This window comes from Verrucomicrobiia bacterium (genome assembly GCA_035495615.1).
Classification (GTDB): domain Bacteria; phylum Omnitrophota; class Omnitrophia; order Omnitrophales; family Aquincolibacteriaceae; genus DATJFP01.
This window is the reverse complement of the sequence record DATJFP010000062.1, coordinates 1-17,482: the sequence shown is the minus strand read 5'-3', so window position 1 is coordinate 17,482 and position 17,482 is coordinate 1. Positions and strand designations below refer to the sequence as shown.

3 protein-coding genes and 2 tRNA genes are annotated in these 17,482 nt (G+C 57.9%); all 5 read right to left on the bottom strand.

Features of this window, described 5'->3' with window-relative positions:
- Positions 1 to 36: 36 nt before the first annotated feature.
- A tRNA-Glu gene (locus tag VL688_07730) sits at positions 37 to 111 on the bottom strand.
- Positions 112 to 190: 79 nt separating this feature from the next.
- A complete protein-coding gene (locus tag VL688_07725) occupies positions 191 to 12,727 on the bottom strand; it encodes a putative PEP-binding protein (protein HTL47937.1) in 12,537 nt (4,178 codons plus the stop codon).
- Positions 12,728 to 12,872: 145 nt separating this feature from the next.
- Positions 12,873 to 16,184, bottom strand: coding sequence for a hypothetical protein (locus VL688_07720; GenBank protein HTL47936.1), 3,312 nt, complete (start codon positions 16,182 to 16,184; stop codon positions 12,873 to 12,875).
- 654 nt (positions 16,185 to 16,838) lie between these two features.
- Positions 16,839 to 16,912 (bottom strand) — tRNA-Lys (locus VL688_07715).
- Positions 16,913 to 16,938: 26 nt separating this feature from the next.
- On the bottom strand, positions 16,939 to 17,482 hold a 544-nt coding region (frr, locus tag VL688_07710; protein HTL47935.1), incomplete at its 5' end, for a ribosome recycling factor.

Here is a 17,482-nt window from a genome sequence, read left to right as displayed (position 1 = left end):
AAATGCCGGACAGATTTCTGTCCGGCATTTTTAATACGTCCCCAAGGGGATTCGAACCCCTGTCGCTAGAATGAAAATCTAGTGTCCTAGGCCAGGCTAGACGATGGGGACGTAAAGACTGGATAAAGAGCAAGAATTATACTGATTTTGGCCTCGAAAAGGAAGGGGGTTTTTGCAAGCCTTTCTAGGCTTAGGCTGCCGCCTGCAGGGTGGCCTGAGCTTCGAGGTAAGTGGAAATGGCCTGCACGATGACCGCGAAAGAATCCGGAGCGAAAACCTTCGGGTCCAGAACATGCGTGTAATCTTCCAGAGGTTTTTTCAGGGCCAGCGCCTGGATCACGGTGATGACCGTGGCCGCCAGGATCTCGGCATGCTCCGGGGCCGCGGGGTCCAGGTCGAACAAATACACGCCGCGCCGGCGCGGGAAACGTTCAAAATCCTTGTCGTCGCCGATGAGGCCGTGCTCTTCGCCTTCTTTTAATTTGGTCTGCGGAAGCGTGCTGAAAACGCCGGTGCCGCGGGTGCCCAGCACTTCCAGCTGGCGGGTCTTGAGCTCCACGCCTTTTTGCAGCGCGAGCGCTGCCAGGGATTCGCGGAATTTCGAGGCCTGCATATCGTCAAAGCCCGCAATATTAATATGAAGGCTGCTGCCCAGATTGGCGACAACGGCCAGGATGGGCACAAAGGCCATGAGATCGTGCGGTTCACGTTCCAGCTGAAGATGGACGGCAGCCCCGAGCTCCGGAGAAGCGGCGTCCACGGCCGGAATGCCCGCCTCGCGCAGCATGTTCTGAAGGGCCGCGCCCGTCACACGGGAATTTTGCAAGAGCCCGGTAATCAACGCCAGCTGTTCGAAAATCCATTGCAGCGCGGCCGCATCGGCGCGCGCCGTAAAAGAAACGCCGTGATCGCCCCGGATTAAAACTTCTTCGGGCAGGCGGCCGCTGAGGTCATCGGCGTCGAAAAGGCTGCCCAGAAAACCCGCGACTTCGGCCAGGCGCTCCAGCACTTCGGAAGGAACAGCCGCGCTTTCAAGGTTGAAACCCGGCAAATGCTGGCCCCGCAGCTGCTCGGAAAATTCATGCGTCGCCATCGTCGAAACAAGAAGGGGCGATCCTGGCGCGATGCGCAGTTCCGCATGCGTAATCAGGCTTCCCTGCGGCTCCAGCAGCGGGGCTTCACCGGCCTTCAAGGCTTCCACCGCAGCCACGGCTTCCCGCGCCTGGGATCCGAGGGCCGCGAGTTTCACCCCAGTTCCCGGGGCAAGCTCCAATTTCGCAATCGAAGCGGGATTGCGCAATTCAAACGGCTGCCAGTACATCTTCTGGTCGTTGGGGCTGAGGACTTCGGCCAACAGATAAATTTCAAATTCAGGATTGCCGGGATACTTCGCAAGCGCTTCCGTAAGCGGCGCAAGCGCCTCAGCGGTCAATGCCGCTCCCGTCTTGTAATCGCGCAGCGCATATTCCGCACTGAAAGAATGTTCGTCCATTTCTCCGGCTTCTCGAATCTGCACGAGCGCCTGCCAAAAAGCATCTACATCTTTCTGCGTGCCTTCGGCTTCGATCGTCACGACAGAAAGCAGCGCTTCGGTGTGCCCGGCGATCGTCCGCAGATCAAACTGCCCTTTCGGCGTTGTGATCGTCACTTTCAGATCCGCGCTGACAGCCTTCCACACCGGCTTCAGGAGATTGGTCGTCAGGAAATGAATGCCCAGTTTTCCCAGCATCAGCTGCTTGGAAACTTTCACAACGGCAGGCGCCGCCGGCTTCGGCTTTTCAACGACCGGTTCAGGCAGCAGTGAGATAAGTGCTCCCTGTGGCTCAAGCAGTGCAGCTTCTCCGGCCTTCAAGGCTTCCACCGCAGCCACGGCTTCCCGCGCCTGGGATCCGAGGGCCGCGAGTTTCACCCCAGTTCCCGGGGCAAGCTCCAATTTCGCAATCGAAGCGGGATTACGCAGTTCGAACGGCTGCCAGTACATCTTCTGGTCGTTGGGGCTGAGGACTTCGGCCAACAGATAAATTTCAAATTCAGGATTGTTGGGATGTTTCGCAAGCGCTTCGGTAAGCGGCGCAAGCGCCTCAGCGGTCAATGCCGCTCCCGTCTTGTAATCGCGCAGCGCATATTCTCCGCTGAAAGAGTGCTCGTCCATCTCCCCTGCTTCTCGTACTTGAAAGAGGGCCTGCCAGAAGGCATCCACGTCTTTTTGCGTGCCCTCGGCTTCGATCGTCACGACAGAAAGCAGGGCTTCGGTGTGACCGGCGATCGTCCGCAGATCAAACTGTCCTTTCGGAGTCGTGATCGTCACTTTCAGATCCGCGCCAACCGCCTTCCACACGGACTTCAGAAGATTTGTCGTTAAAAAGTGAACGCCGAGTTTACCCAGCATCACTTGCTTGGAATCTTTCACGGCCGCGGCTTCCTGTTTCGGCGCGGTCTCGGCAGGCGCCGCGATAAGCGCTCCCTTCGGAACCAGGAGCGACGCTTCACCGGCCTTCAACGCTTCCACCGCAGCAATGGCTTCCCGCGCCTGGGGCCCGATGGCCGCAAGTTTCACCCCAGTTCCCGGAGCAAGCCCCAGCTTTGCAACCGAAGCCGGATTACGCAATTCAAACGGCTGCCAGTACATCTTCTGGTCGTTGGGGCTGAGGACTTCGGCCAAGAGATAAATCTCGAATTCAGGATTGGCGGGATATTTTGCCAAGGCCTCCGCGAGCGGCGCGAGTGTCTCAGCCGTCAACGCGGCTCCCGTTTCGTAATCCCTAAGCCCGTATTCCCCGCTGAAAGAGTGCTCGTCCATTTCTCCCGCTTCTCTGACCTGATAAAGCGCCTGCCAGAAAGCATCCACATCTTTCTGCGCGCCTTCGGCTTCGATCGTCACGACAGAAAGCAGGGCTTCGGTGTGGCCGGCGAGTGTCCTTAGATCAAACTGTCCTTTTGGCGTTGTGATCGTCACTTTCAAATCAGCGCCCACCGCTTTCCATACCGCTTTCAAGAGGTTGGTCGAAAGAAAATGAAAACCTAATTTCCCCAGCATCACCTGTTTGGAATCTTTCACGACGGCAGGCGCCGCCGGTTTCGGTTTTTCAACGGGTTCAGCCGGCGCCGCGATAAGCGCTCCCTGCGGCTCAAGCAGTGCAGCTTCTCCGGCCTTCAAGGCTTCCACCGCAGCCACGGCTTCACGCGACTGGGATCCGATCACCGCAAGTTTCACCCCAGTTCCCGGGGCAAGCTCCAATTTCGCAATCGAAGCGGGATTGCGCAGTTCGAACGGCTGCCAGTACATCTTCTGGTCATTGGGGCTCAACACCTGGGCCAGGAGATAAATCTCGAATTCAGGATTCGCGGGATATTTCGCCAAAGCTTCCGTAAGCGGCACAAGCGCTTCAGCCGTCAATGCCGCGCCCATCTTGTAATCACGCAGCGCATATTCCCCGCTGAAAGAGTGCTCATCCATCTCTCCGGCTTCCCTGACCTGGTAAAGCGCCTGCCAAAAGGCATCAACGTCTTTTTGCGTGCCTTCGGCTTCGATCGTCACGACAGAGAGCAGCGCTTCGGTGTGGCCGGCAAGTGTCCTCAGATCAAACTGCCCTTTCGGCGTCGTAATCGTCACTTTCAAATCAGCGCCGACCGCTTTCCATACCGCCTTCAAGAGGTTGGTCGAAAGAAAATGAAAACCCAGCTTGCCCAGCATGACCTGTCTGGAAACTTTTACGGTTCCGGCCGTGGTGGCTGCAGGCGGCCCTTCGGCTTGTGCTTTTCTGGCTTGTTCTTCCAGCAGCCTCTGTCTGTCCGCCGCTTCGTCGTATTCCACGGCGTCTCCATGGTGCTTGCCGTTGCCGTTATCCCCTTCGAAAGGAATGCCCTGCCGGACTTTGTCCAGGTCCGTCCGGTATTCATCCGTATCTTTTTGCCGTTCGCGGATGCGGGCGAGTGAAGCCACGGCCTCCGCGTTCAAGTCGACGCTCTCGTCCCCGAGACGTTCCATGAACTTCGTGTCTTCGGCGGCGGCTTTACGGACGATTTCCTTCAGCGAAGGAATGAGTCCGTACGAACCGCTGAGCTGGAAAGGCACATTGGCCGGCGGATTGTAAAGCGACGCGATGACGAACGTATCCACGCATGCGAGCGCGCCGCAGATCGTGACCGGGATGCGGCGTGTCGGCCCTTCTTTTTCAAGCGCCGCGTTCCTCTGGCTGACCACCTCGAGGATGCGTTTGCGGATGGCTTCGAGAACTTTGTGCTGCAGGCGGTCGAAATACTGGGAATCTTTTTCACGCGAAATGCCCAGGTCGCGGAACAGGCTGATGGTCAGGTCGTTGGTGCCGACGCTGATGTAATCCACGACGCCCAGGATCTTGTCCAGGATCTCGAGCGCTTCTACGGTTTCAATCATGACGCCGCGTTTCATGGTCTCGACCCGTTTCCTGCGCCCTTCCGGATCATGCTGGAAATTTTCGAAATAATGTTCCCGCGCGAGCAGCGCCGTGCGCACTTCGTCGTAGATACGGATCATGAAATCCACGTCGCGGGACGCGATGTCATTCAACTTCCCCTGTTCTTCGGCGGTGATGTTCTTGAGGTCTGTACGCGGATGGCCGAGATCGTTCAAGGTCTTCAAAAGGTCCACGGGCGAATAAAATTGCGGGAAGAGAATCTTGACCGGGCCTCTTTCGGATTCGGCGTTCGCGCGCATCGCGGCTTCGAGCTCGATCTCGAGAAGCGCCTGGCCGATGGGGCTCTGATAATAGCGTGCGCCGTAAACGCGTTCCGGATTGAGGGCCGCAAAGGCCGGGTCTTCCTTGTCGCGCTGCATGTCGAACATGCGGATCGTGATGTCCCCCGCTGCGGTCGTGTCCGCGAGGCCGCGGAAAATTTCCTTGAAATAATGCATCAGAAGCTTCCTGTCTTCCGCCAGCTGCCGCGCGTTTTCATCGTTCGGGTCGGCCTTGTGGCGGTTGAAGCTTTCGAGGAAGCGCACGAGCGCCGCGTTTTCCCTTTTAAAGAGATATTCGGTGCGGAAAAGCCCGACACCCTCGGCTCCGAAGGCCTTGGTCGCTTCCGCGATTTCCGGCTCTTTGTCCGCATTGGCGAGGAACTGCACCTCGTGGCCTTCCGGCGTCGCCGCAACTTCTTTCGCGTGACGTTTTTTGATGCGGTCGAGCGCCGCCTGTTCTTCGATGCGCGGCGCGTAGTCGGCAAGCGTTTGTTCCGTGGCGTTCAAGATCAGGACGGGCAGGCCGCCTTCGCCGCCGCGGCCGTCGAGGATGGCCTTGCGGCCGATCCAGATTTCATTTTCGATGTTTACCATCTTGGTCTTCTGGTCCAGGATGAAAACGGGGATGTTGAGGTTTTCCGCCACGAGCACCCAGTGCGACGCGGTGCTCGCGCCGTCGGTCACGATGGCCTTGATGTGATATTTCTCGATCAGGTGCATCAGCGTGTAAGGATCCAGTTCGTGCGCGAAAAGGATAAGCTCTTTTTGCGTGTCGAGCACGCCGAGCGATTCTCCGAGCGATCCTTGCAGCCGGATGAGCTTGATGACTTTCTTAAAGACTTCTTCGAGGTCTTGCGCATTCTGCCGCTCCTTGTCGGTCGCTCCCGCGCGCAGCCTTTCGATGGCCGGGACCACGACCGAGGGGATCGCGCGGAAGGCCCGGAGCCGCATGCCGCTGTAAGCGCCGCCGTCTTTGGCGGTGCCTTCAATCATGTTGATGATGGCGGGCGCGAGATGCTCGTTGATGTAATCGTGCAGGCCGGAAAGGCGGAAAATGACATCCGCTTCCGTAACGCCCTGCAGGCTCGTCGCGCTGGCCAGCGCTTCTTTGAAATAGCGCACTTCCTGCGCGACCGCTTCGGTCTGCACGCCTTCGGGGTCATCGGGATTGACGACGCTGAAGTCGCCCCGGAGTTCCTCGACGACGATCTTGCCGATGTAAGTCGCTTCTTCGATGGTCAGGCCTTCGATCGTTTCACCCATCTGCCGGGCTTGCGCGACCTGCGATGCCAGCAGGTTGAGGAAAACGCTGAGGGCGCTTTGCCGATGCTGGTTGTCTTTGGTCAGCGGCTTCAACGCGATCTGAAGGGTCTGAGCTTCGAGATGACTGATGTATTTTTCCATCAACGGGAGCTTTTCAGGCGTGACAAGCGGCGCACCCCCGGACAGCGAGGTCGGAAGGTTTCTAAGCGTCATGACCAGGTTCATGATGGCGCCCTGGAATTTGACGATGTCTTCCTGGAAGCTGCGCGCTGCCTGGGCCGCATCAATCGCGCCTTTTCCATGGAGGTCGGAGAAAACGTCGTACGCCACGTCCATCAGCCCGCCTTCGGGTTCACGCAGCACCGCGATCTCCCCCCGGAAAACCGTGTCCCTCATCTTCGTCGAAGCGGGCACGCGCATCTCCTTGTCGCGTTCCTGGAGTTTTTCGCGGATGGCGTCGCGGACGTCGCCTTGGAGCTTCTTCAGTTCAGGGTCGCCGAACGCCAGCTTGTCCGGATTGACGATCTCGAAAATGCTGAGGTACATCTCGCGCCCCGTGGTCGGGCTTTTCATCACGCGGAAATGCGTGCTGCGGATGTCGCCGCCTGCCAGCGCGATCACATTCGTGGCGGCATTGAAAATGCCCGGCATGTTGTCGGTCACGATGATGAGCTCGGTCTGCGAATTCGGCTCGGCTTCCGCGGACGGCTGGCTGATCTCCTCGCTCGTATCCCGGATGTTGACGTTAAAACCCGAGACCTTGACCGGGTCCGCGTTGTCTTGGAGGTATTCGTTGAAGAGTTCGTACGTGCGGTAGATTTCGCGCGCGAGGCGTCCCGGCGTCACGGTGGCCGCGCCCAGGTGCTGGCTCGAAAAAGCCCATTTGAAGACATTGAAGAAGTGCTCGAAGTACGGGTCGTCCGCCTCCTGCTGCTCGAATCTCCTTTTGAGGATTTCATACGCGCGGTCCTGCTTGGCCGCGATGCGCTGGTACAGGTTCCCCGTCTCCCACGGCTTCGGCGTTTCCGCGCGCAGCTCCGCGCGGCCCGGCTCGGAGAGGACGGTCAAATCAAAATTCCGGGAAACGCGGATGCGCTGGTCCGTGAAAGGGTTGAGAGTTTCCACGGCCTGGATGTGGCCGTCGGCGCCTTTGAGCAGCGTCAAAAGTTCCTGACGCGCGAGGTCGGACGAGACAATATGGAGCATTTCTTCCGGCGTCGCAATGTAACCGGAGGCGATGAGCGCGCGGACACCTTCTTCGCGCTGGCGGCGGTACGCCTCAGAAGTGTAGATCTCCGCTTTCTTCCGGGCGAGGGCCTGCGAAAGCGCGCGCTGCACGTGGATGGAATCGCGATTGGGATTTCCGGGCTCCTGGAGCGCCAGCACCAGCGTTTGATACGCAAAAATAATTTCGCCGACGTAGCGGTAGGTTTCATATTTCCTCTCGCGGACGGGAAAGCGGACTTTCACGGGTCCCGGCGCGATTTCGGGAAGCGCCTTGTGGCCTTCGGTGGTGACCTGGCCTTCGGAAATCGTCAAAGGCAAGTAGACGTCCTCCTTGTCCACCTGGAAGTGCATGCGTCCCGAAAAACCTTTTTCGGCGACGTCTCCGACCGGGATGTTGTTGACGTAGGCTTTCCAAACCGTCTTTCCGTCTTCCGAAGATGCGATCAGATCGAGCAGCGTGCCTTCAGGAAGGTCGGGGAACGCGCGAGAGGCCTTTACCACGCGGCTGTCCTGAATGTGGATCGTCCCTTTGGTGATCTTGCCGTCTTTGGTCCGTTCCAGCGGCACGATGCCATAATGGCCGCTCGGCGCCGCTGTCAGCACTTTGCCGTTAGAAAGCGTGATCGTGGGCCGCGTCAACTGCGAGACCGTGAAACGGTGCTTGGCGCGGTTTTCATGAGACGAGGCAATGACGCCTCCGATATTCGCAGTGGATCCCCAGGCCGTGACGATACCGGCTTCGGCGAGGCGGCGCGCCACGTCCTTGTACGTGTTGTTGCCTCCTTCGACCACGGCCTTGATACCCGCGCGGATCAAATTTTCCACGTTATTTTTGTCCAGCGTGTTTGCAATGGCGGCAGTTACGAGGACGTCGTAAGGATAGGCCGGTTCGCCGCTGAAAAGTTTATCGCGCCCAAGCGGAAGGGCTCCCGGAATGCGGCCGAAAAACTCGACCACGTTTCGCTGCGGGACCGGGATATTATTGAAGGCCTGGAGCTGGGCCACGCTGAAACCTTTTTTAAGGTAAACGGCGCCGTTCACGTCCTGCATGAAGACGACCTTGTCGCCGCGTCGCGCCGCCATCAGCGCCGCGGATCCGCCCACATCGCCCGCGCCGTTGAAAGCAAGACGCACTTCCTTATCTTTATCGAGCTTGCCCGTCTTGATCAGATAATCCTTGGTGCGGCGGTACGCATTGTCCACGCCCTTGGCCGTGATGGCTGAAACCACGTGATCGATGGCGCCGTATTCGCTCTGGCCTCCGGTGATCACAGCCCCGAGCGCCTTGTCGATGACGGCTCGAAGCGCCTCGGAAGCGCGCGGTTCGTAGTCCCTGCGGAATTCGTGCCCGGCAAAATCCTTGTTCTGCGCCAGGTAACCCATCGTCGAATAGAAATAATGCGCGAGTTCGTCGGTCGAGGCCGCCACGGGATCATGGCCATCGAGCGGTTTGATCCGCGAAGGGCCGAAATAATCGCGGATCATGTGCATGCGCACCAGCCGCATGACCCTGTCGTTCAAAAAACGCACGCCGTTGTTCGCCTCGATGATCTTGAGCGCGTCTTCATAAACAATCACGGGGTCTTTGATGTTTGGGAAACGGCCGGCGAAATCCCCGCGGGCATGGGCGAGCTGCTCGGCCGTGAGCTGATAGGAGGCCAGCGTTTCGGGGCTGAGCGTGTCGCCGGAAACGAGCAGCAGCAGGTACTCCAGCTCCCGCTGGAGATGGCGGTAGACGATCCTGCGGGCTTCGTTGATGCCGCTTTGCACTTTTTCGCCGGACATGCCGATGTCGGGGCCCGGAACTTCGTGGGCGAGGATTCCCGCGTCGATAAGCGCAGCGGAAAACTTCTTAAAAGCGTTGGCGTCGGTTTCTCCGGGCAAAAATGTGTATTCCGCTTTGGCTCCGTGAAATTCGGTGCCGAGAATATTTTTGGTTTCCTGCGCGCGGACCAGATCGAAGAGGTCCACGACCACGCCTTTTTGCGCGAGATTCTTCTGGGTCTCATCCCGGAAAAGCGAGACGTAGGCTTTCGCGCCCGCGTAATGGCCCTCGGTGTCCACCGGGGAAATGTAGCGGATGCCGCCTTTGGCATGCGGCGCCATCCCCTGTTCCCTGTGGCTGGCGACAAGACCAAGGACGCTTTTCGGGTCGTAAACGAACCATAAATCTGTAATCGACGCCTCGTCTTGGGCGGGTTTCGGCAAAAGTCCCTTTCCCGCGAAATAGGATTCCAGCTTCTGGCCATCCGCGTGCAACGTCAGGGGGATTTGCTCAATTTTCCGCACCGGGGAATAAAGATTAGACTCCAGAACGGAATCGACGGCGACAAACAGGGCTTCCTGCCCGGCGGTCCGCATGCTTTTTTCCAAGGCTTCGCGGTCCGCAAAGGTTTCACCGCGTAGTTTTGAAAGGGCAAAAGCGGCCAAGGACTCCACCGTCATCTGATGCCCCGGCTCGGCGAGAAAGCGGCGCGACGACCAGGCTTGTTCCGGGTCCCGGGCCATGAGGCCGACGAGCTCCGTCGCGGACAGGAAAAATTCGCGGAGCGGCTCGCTGAGATACGGAACATTGTTAAGGCCGTCCCTGCCTTTGCGCTGCTCCTGGAGATTCGCGGTGTAATGCGAAACTTTCAAGGCCGCTTGCTCCGCCGTGGCGGAATTGGCGGTGCGCAGTTCGGATTTGGCTTCGTAAGCCTGGACGAGCGCCGCATCCACGGGCGTATCCAGATCGAGTTGGAACTTGACGTTGGAGAGTGCCTGCAAACGCGCGAGTTCCTCGTCCGCGAGGCGTTCGCCGCGGAAATATTTTGCCATCAGGGCATTGGCTTCGTCCTGGCCTTCACCGGGAGCAGGCTGGAAGAACATGCCGCGGTAAAAAACAGGCGCGCGCGGGTGCTGCCGCACCTGGTGGGGATCGACGTAAAACCGCTGCGTCTTGGAGCCGAGAAAATTATAAATACCGCGGAGGCGAGCCGTGAAGATGTCACGCGCCAGAGAATCGCGCTTGAAAGGCTCAATCATTTTTTCCACGATGCGGAAACCGATGTCCGGCCCTTCGGCCTGGGATTGGAAGGAGGCGTAGCCGACAGGAGTGTCGTTGATCAGGAAAAGTTCGCGGTAAACGCCAGAATATTGCGTCGCCAGGATGACGTGGGTGAGCTTCAAGCCATTCAGATCAGTCTCAACCTTGAAAACCTTTTCGAGATTAAAATGGTCTGTGCCCTGGCGCGCAATCAGCGTGCTGAAAACGCCGATGCGTTCCCACACGCCGAGAAGCGAGAGCGCGTGCCCCATGGCTTCATCCCTTCCCACCGCCTTGATCTCGACGGGGGTACGAATGGCGGCCGCCAGTTCGCGCTTGCGCTGGTCCAGGGAAGGCGCCGTCTCGGCGGAGCGGAGTTCGGATTTTTTTTCTTCCGCGGCAGCGGGCTTGGGAGTGGCGCTTGCCGCTGTCGCTTCTTGCGCGGCGCGCAATTCGGATTTAGCCGTTCCAGAGGCGCGGAAGCGCCACACGTACGGCTTTACGCGCTGGACTTGCCCGGATTCGAGGCCGTGATGAAAGGCAACCGAGCCCGAGGCCAGCGCCGCGGCAATAGCAGCGCGCAGGGAGTCCGTTTCCGAAGCCGCACGGGGCGAAAAGCGCAGACCGGGGCCTTCTTGCTCCGGCGACGGTTCGACTTGCACGATTTCCGACAGCACTGGATGCCCGCGGAAAGCGTTCATGACGGATTCGGTCACTTTCCGCGCATCTTTCTCTTTTTGGGAAAGGACGGGAACCGCGACTTCGAGCGTTTCGCGGAAGAAGAGCGCTTCCTGTTTGGTCGGGAAAGGATTTTTATTTTCGAAATAAAGGCTGAGGTCCGCGTTGCCGTCGCCCATGACTTTTTCATAGCGCTCGCCATGATCGATATCCTGGATGCGGGGCATCACGACGGCGTAATCCAGTCTCTTTTCGCGCAGGATTTCCTGGATGCCGTCCGAATGGAATCCGCCCGAAACAATCACGAGCACCGCGTCCGAAGGCGCGGCGGTGCCGGAATCCAGGCCGGGATTTTGTCCGGCCGTCATCTTCAGCGCGTTATCGACAAGGGCATGATCGCGCTTCTCGGCCGTCCGGTAAAACAAAAGCGCTTCCTGGACCGCGTTTTCAAGCTCCGGAGATCCGGAGAAGTTTTCCACGGTTTCTTTTTTAGCCGCCAGCAGGTCGGCTTCTTCGCGGGTCAATTCGAGGCGGAGCAATTTTTCGAGGTCTTCGAAAGCCAGAAGCTTCGCGACCAGCCTTTTCTCTTCCGGCGCGGCCGTCATTTTCTCGAAGAGAGCCTGTTCCAGACGGTCCATCTCGCGGAAGAGGCCGGCGGCATCCGCTTCTTCCTGGAATGCCATGAGACGCAGGCTCGACAGCAGATCCGGATAGCGGGCCAAAAGGTCTTTCTGCCCTGCCCCGAGAAATTCTTCCAGAATGCGCCGGGCCGGGATTTTCTCGAAGCTCAGCGCCTTTGATTCTTTCTCCGCGGAAGGCAGGTAGCCGGCTTGAATGCCGGCCTTTTCGAAATCTTTCGAAAGGGCCGGCGACTTGCGGGCAATCTCTTCACGCGCTTCTCGCCAGGCCTGCTCGGCATAGTCCCTGCGAAAATTCTTCACAGCTTCCTGGTAATGAAGAACGCGGACGAAATTCGGAAAGCGAAGCTGCTCGAGAGGGTCGGACAAATCAATGGAAAGGACTTTGCCCGCTTTATCCCTGAGGTCGTCGAGATAGGCCTGGATGTTTCCCGTCTGCCGGGAGGAATCGAGACTGAACCGCCCGAGCTTGCGTTTTTCCCGCTCTTTATAAAAAGAGAGCAAGGCCGGGTTCAGCACTTTCGAAGCCTCCGCCTCTAAAGAGACTTTGATTTCTTCGAGGCGGCTTGAAATCTCCGGGCGCTTGAAAAGCAGCATGCGGTACGAATGAAGGTTTTCTTTGTAGATGTCCGTGGTTTCGGCACCCGCGATGGCGAGAGTTCCGGTTTTGATCAAGCCGCGGTACTGCTGCCACGCAAAGAGCTCCACGCCCGACAGCTCGCCTTTTTCATGGAGGTCCCGCACGACCGCGTCGCCCGCTTCGGGCGTTTGCGGAAAAATGTCGAAGTACTCGGGATGGAGGGCGCCTTCGGTTCCTTCCACGGCCACGAACAAAGGGCGGTTTTCGCGGCGGCTGTTCGCGGCGATGATTTCCAGGATCCGGAAAATATTGGCCTGCGCCTGCGGGTTGGCGTGCGCGTCTTGGATGTGAACAACAAAAGGATGCCCATCGCCGGTTTGGGAGCGGCCGGCGAAAGCGCCGACGCGGCTGCCGTATTCTTCGGGAATGTCCCGGAGAATGGCATCGTTACCATAAAGATTTTCAATCGTAACCGGAGAAGACGGGTGGGACAGTTCGAGAAGGGCCGGCGCCGCGCGTGAAACGTCCGCAAACGCCAGGAGCAGCGACAGCTGCGCGGCGATAACCCTCATAAACCGGGATTTACGGACGTCCTTCATTTCCAGCCCCCTTTAAAAGTTGGAAAAGTTTAATAAAAGTTACCCTCAAATTAGCCGTAAGTCAAATATCTTCAAATAGTTAAGATAACATAGGAAGGCAGAAACAATAAGGATATAGCAGGGACAAACGGGAATGATCAGGCGTTTAAGCCTGGGTCGCGAGATGATTGAGGACTTGGATCATTTTGGCTACGTATTGGGTGAGCTCCTGGACATTGATATTGAACTTGCCCACCAGGTCTTCCAGCTTCACGATGTCATATTGATCCGCGAGCTGGCGCAAAAGCGCGGCCGTTACCATCACGGCGGTTTCGCGCGACAAATCATGATGGCTCACACGCGTCAGGCGCGGAATGTAGCCGACGCGCTCGAGGATATCGGGCGAGGATTCCAGCACCGCCGAATATTTTTCTTTGTCTCCGGTACGGATTTGCTTGATGGCGCGGATAATATCCTGCGGCGTCCCGGTGGACGAAACGAAACGAAACCGATCCAGGGGGCCGGCGGGAAGTTTCAGCCGCCGCGCAAGCGCCGCAAGCTGGGTGGAATAGCGGCGCGAAACTTCGGGACTTCCTTCCGCGATCAACGCGAAATCAAGATGGCTGTTGGCAGCGGCAAGCATCGAAGCCACGCGAAGAAATTCTTCGTGCGCCTGATTCCCCGCCAAGCGGTAGATGATCTGCACGGGCTCCTGGGTTTCGTCGAGAATCCAGGCGTAAGGCCCGAGCGCCTCGCGGGCCTGCTGCACGGCAACCGGCACTTTTCCGGCGGGATTGCGATTTTCCTCGGTAAAGACTCCCTGGATGAATTGCCAGGCCGGGACCGGCGAGACCTTGTCGAAAAGATCAGGGTCGTAAAAATAATCCGCGACGTAGGCCATCATCTGCTTTTCCTTCAGCAGGCGGGGGTAACGCTTCGTCAGCTCTTCAAAATTGGGAACAATGGCACCCGCGATCCGCAAGCCCGAGAAATCACTGCGGAGCGCCGGGGTGGGCTGAATCTTACGCCGCACAGCATTGACTTCGGCAAGCACATCGGCCGCCTGCTGGCGCAGCTCCGGCTTTTCTTCCACGGTTTCCGCGGAAACGGCAGATACGATTTCCGGACGGGCTGGAGGCGGTTCTTCTTCTGCCGGGGCTTTCGTCGTGACGGCCACAGGCGGAGGCGACTCGGCTTCCGGTTTTTTGCGGCGCTGGCGATTGACGCGGGGGGCACTGACGCCCGTGACGTTCCCGCTGAAGATGCCGCTGCGGGCGAGATTGTTGAATTGCTCGGAGGCCGAATGCAGCACGTTCAATGTACCTGTGTCCAATTGCCCCATCGTGGCTTCCACGGCACCGACCATCATGGAGACAATCGCGCCTCCAATAGGCTCTTTGTCCACTTGCGAATAACCGCTCAAGGGAAATTGCAGGCGGACGGTCCCAAACTCGCGCGCGCCCGGCGCCGGAAGATCATCCTGATGCGCCAGGAAAGCATAACGGTCCACGTTGGTTAGAATGTCTGTCTCACCCACCGCCATGTTGGACGTATCCTGGCCCCGCGGAGCCGTATCGATTCCCACGCGAACCGCCGGGATCTCTTTATCGTTCGCGGTTTCGGTATAGGCCGTTGCCTTAAGGCGCCGGCTGAGAATGGGGTGCCGCTCGAGAACGCGCTTGACCCAGCCCGGGATTTCTTTGGGAGGAACGCCGTACTTTTCGCCGAGCTGCGGCAGGGCATTTTCAACCAGGCCGCGGAAGAACAGCGCTTCCTGCTTGCTCAGCGGAGCATCGTCGAAATACGGCGAGAGGTCCGCATTCTCCCTGCGGATCACCTTTCCGTAAAGGCCTTCTTTCTCGATTTTCGAGATGCGCGGCCGCACAACCATGTGCGCGATGCCCTCTTTTTTCATGAGCTCCGTAAGACCTTCGGAATGAAAGCCTCCGGCGACAAGGACCAGGATCCCCGGTCCTTCGCCGCCTTCAGGCTCTTCCTCGCGGTATAGCTTCAGAGCGTTTTTCAGCAGCGCTTCATCGCGCTTTTCCGCTCCCGCATAAAAGACCAAGGCGGATTCGAAAAAGGATTGCAGCGCCGGCTGGTTTTTCGCCGACTGTTCGTGGTAGCCTTCGGAGCCCTGCTCTTCTCCAAGGATTTTCTGGAAGCGCTCAACCACGATGGCCGGGGAAATGCGGCCTTTTTCGGGCAGAATCTGTTTGAATTCCTCCCGCGTGAGATCCGCTTCCAGCAGGTTGCGCAGCAAGATGAAATCTTCGTAGAGCCCCAGGAATTCTTTTTCTTTTTCCGTGACCGCGAGCTTGTGCATGATTTCTTTTTTGAGGCCCTTGATCTCGGCCATGAATCCGTGGGAATCCACTTCCTGGCTGAGAAGGCGGTAGGCCGCGACCTGCATGAAATGCGGGTAATTGGCGAGCTTGGGAATGAGGTCGGCTTCGTCGAGCAGCGCCTCGAAGATCGGGCGCAGCGGCAGCACGACGTCATGGTTTTCGCGCGTCAGGCTGTCGAGAACCTTGATGGCATCGCCGTCGAAAGATTTCTCTTCAAGCACGTTCCGGAAGGACGCCCATTCCAGGCGCGCCAGCTCCATGTCGAGAAACAGCTCCATCTCCTGGAGGTGCACGATGCGCGCGAGATTCGGAAAGCGGATCTGCTCGATCCGGTCGTTCAAATCGATGCCGAGCGTTTCGCGGATGTGCCGCAATACCGGCGAAGGCAGGATATCGGTACGTTCGCTGTCGCGGATGAAATCGCGGAGCGCCGGATTCAAAAACCGGGACGCGGCAATGGCCATTTCGGCCTTGAAAGGCTTCATGAGACTTTCGATCTCGTCCTGCTTCATCTGGAGATTGCGGAAAGCGAAAAGGTTCTGCCGGTAGACCTCCCCGCTTTCTACGCCAACGATCCGAACGGAGCGTTCCGCCTTTTTTTCCTGCGGCCCCGCGTCCGCGTTCTTTTTTTCTTTCTTGAACTTTTCCCAGGCAAACATCTCAGCGCCGGTCATCTCCCCTTTTTCCTGCAGGGCCGCGGCAAAGGCGTCGTTGGCCTTGGGAAACTCCGGGAAGAGTTCCAGGTATTCGGGATGAAGCTCCCCTTCGGTTCCTTCGAGCGCGATGAAAAGCTTGCGGCCGAAGCCGGGATTTTTCTGAAAGGTTTTTTCGATCCAGTCCAGGATGTCGCGGATGCGGGCCTGGGCTTCGACGTTGGCGTGCGCGTCCTGAATATGGAGAATCAGCGGATAGCCGGATGCCGCCGGATTTCCCCCCTCAGGAGCTTCTTCTTCCATTTCGGGAAGAAAGGTTTCCTGAAAATCTCCGAATTCACCGGGCAAGGCATGTAAGGAACGGATAAGTTCACGGTCAAGAGACGGCAGCCGGGACAGCGACAAGGCCGAAGGCGCGCCGACTTCGGCATGCGATGGGACAGGAAAAACAGGAATGCTGGAAAAAAGAAAAATCACGGCGGTTGCGAGGGCTCGTAACCGGGGGCGGCGGGCTGAATTTTCCTTTCTCCAACAGCGCAAGACAAACACCTCACGTAGGGATAGACCCCGCCTGCATCGACCGCACGGGTCAGCTAAGCGGACTCATTCAATATAGTTAAATACATTTCCATGTCAAAACATTTTATTATCTTTTTTAAATGTACATAATTTATGGAATTAAAACAAGTTATAGATAGATTTTGCTAGTTCGAATTCGACTAACGAAAGACTCATATAAAGTGAGGCGAGGTGTGGGGTTAGGGAGGGAAGAAGGAGGGTAATTTGTGGGAAATGCGAAAAGGATCAAAACCCATGGCGGAGGTGAGTCTCTGGCGATAGCCGCTCGGATGGATTCGAGCGCTTACGGCATCCAAAACGTTCGCCTGCTCCGCTCACGCTTCGCAGACTCACTGGATGCCTCCAGTCGGCCAGCCGCCGCCTCGAAGGAAGGTCGACGCTCCCATAAGGTCGCGCCTCCGTTGATCGGGCTCGGCGGCTCCCGTTCGAAGTGCGAAGAGCAGCGCATCCAGCGCTGCCGAGCCTGGCGGAATCATTTGATTCCGGCGCCATCCGAGCTCCCCGGTCAAAATAAAAAAGCCATAGCTTCTGCTATGGCTTTTTTATTAGTGTTGAGCTCGGATGGATTCGAACCATCGACACTCGCCTTAAAAGGGCGATGCTCTACCAGGCTGAGCTACGAGCTCGAAAAGAATGCGGGGAAAACCGAGGATTAGATCGAGTGGATCTCGGCCTCTTTTTGTTTCAGAGCCTCATCCACTTCGGAGATAAATTTATCCGTGAATTTCTGGATGTCTTTCTGGACCGAACGGGAATCGTCTTCGGAAATAGCCTTGCCCTTTTCGAGCTTCTTCACGCCTTCGATGGCCTCGTGCCGCGAATTGCGCACGGAAACGCGTCCTTCTTCGGCGGTCTTCTTGACGACTTTCGAAAGTTCTTCGCGGCGTTCCTGCGTGAGCGCGGGAATCGAGATGCGGATCAGCTTGCCGTCGTTCATCGGCGTAAGGCCCAGATCCGATTTCAAAATGGCCTTTTCGATTTCCGGAAGGCCGCTGGGATCCCACGGGGTGATGGCGATCGTTTTCGGATCGGGTGTCGCAATGTTCGCCAGGCCCTTCAACGGCGTCGGCGTGTTGTAATAATTGACCTGAATGCCTTCTACAAGAGCGATCGAAGCGCGGCCCGTGCGGATGTTTTTGAATTCCTTGCGCGTCGATTCCACGGCCTTGGACATGCTCTTCTGCATTTCATCAACG

What these genes read in the sequence shown, in the direction of transcription:
- VL688_07725 (HTL47937.1), bottom strand. Translation starts at nt 12,727, where the DNA reads ATGAAGGACGTCCGTAAATCCCGGTTTATGAGGGTTATCGCCGCGCAG.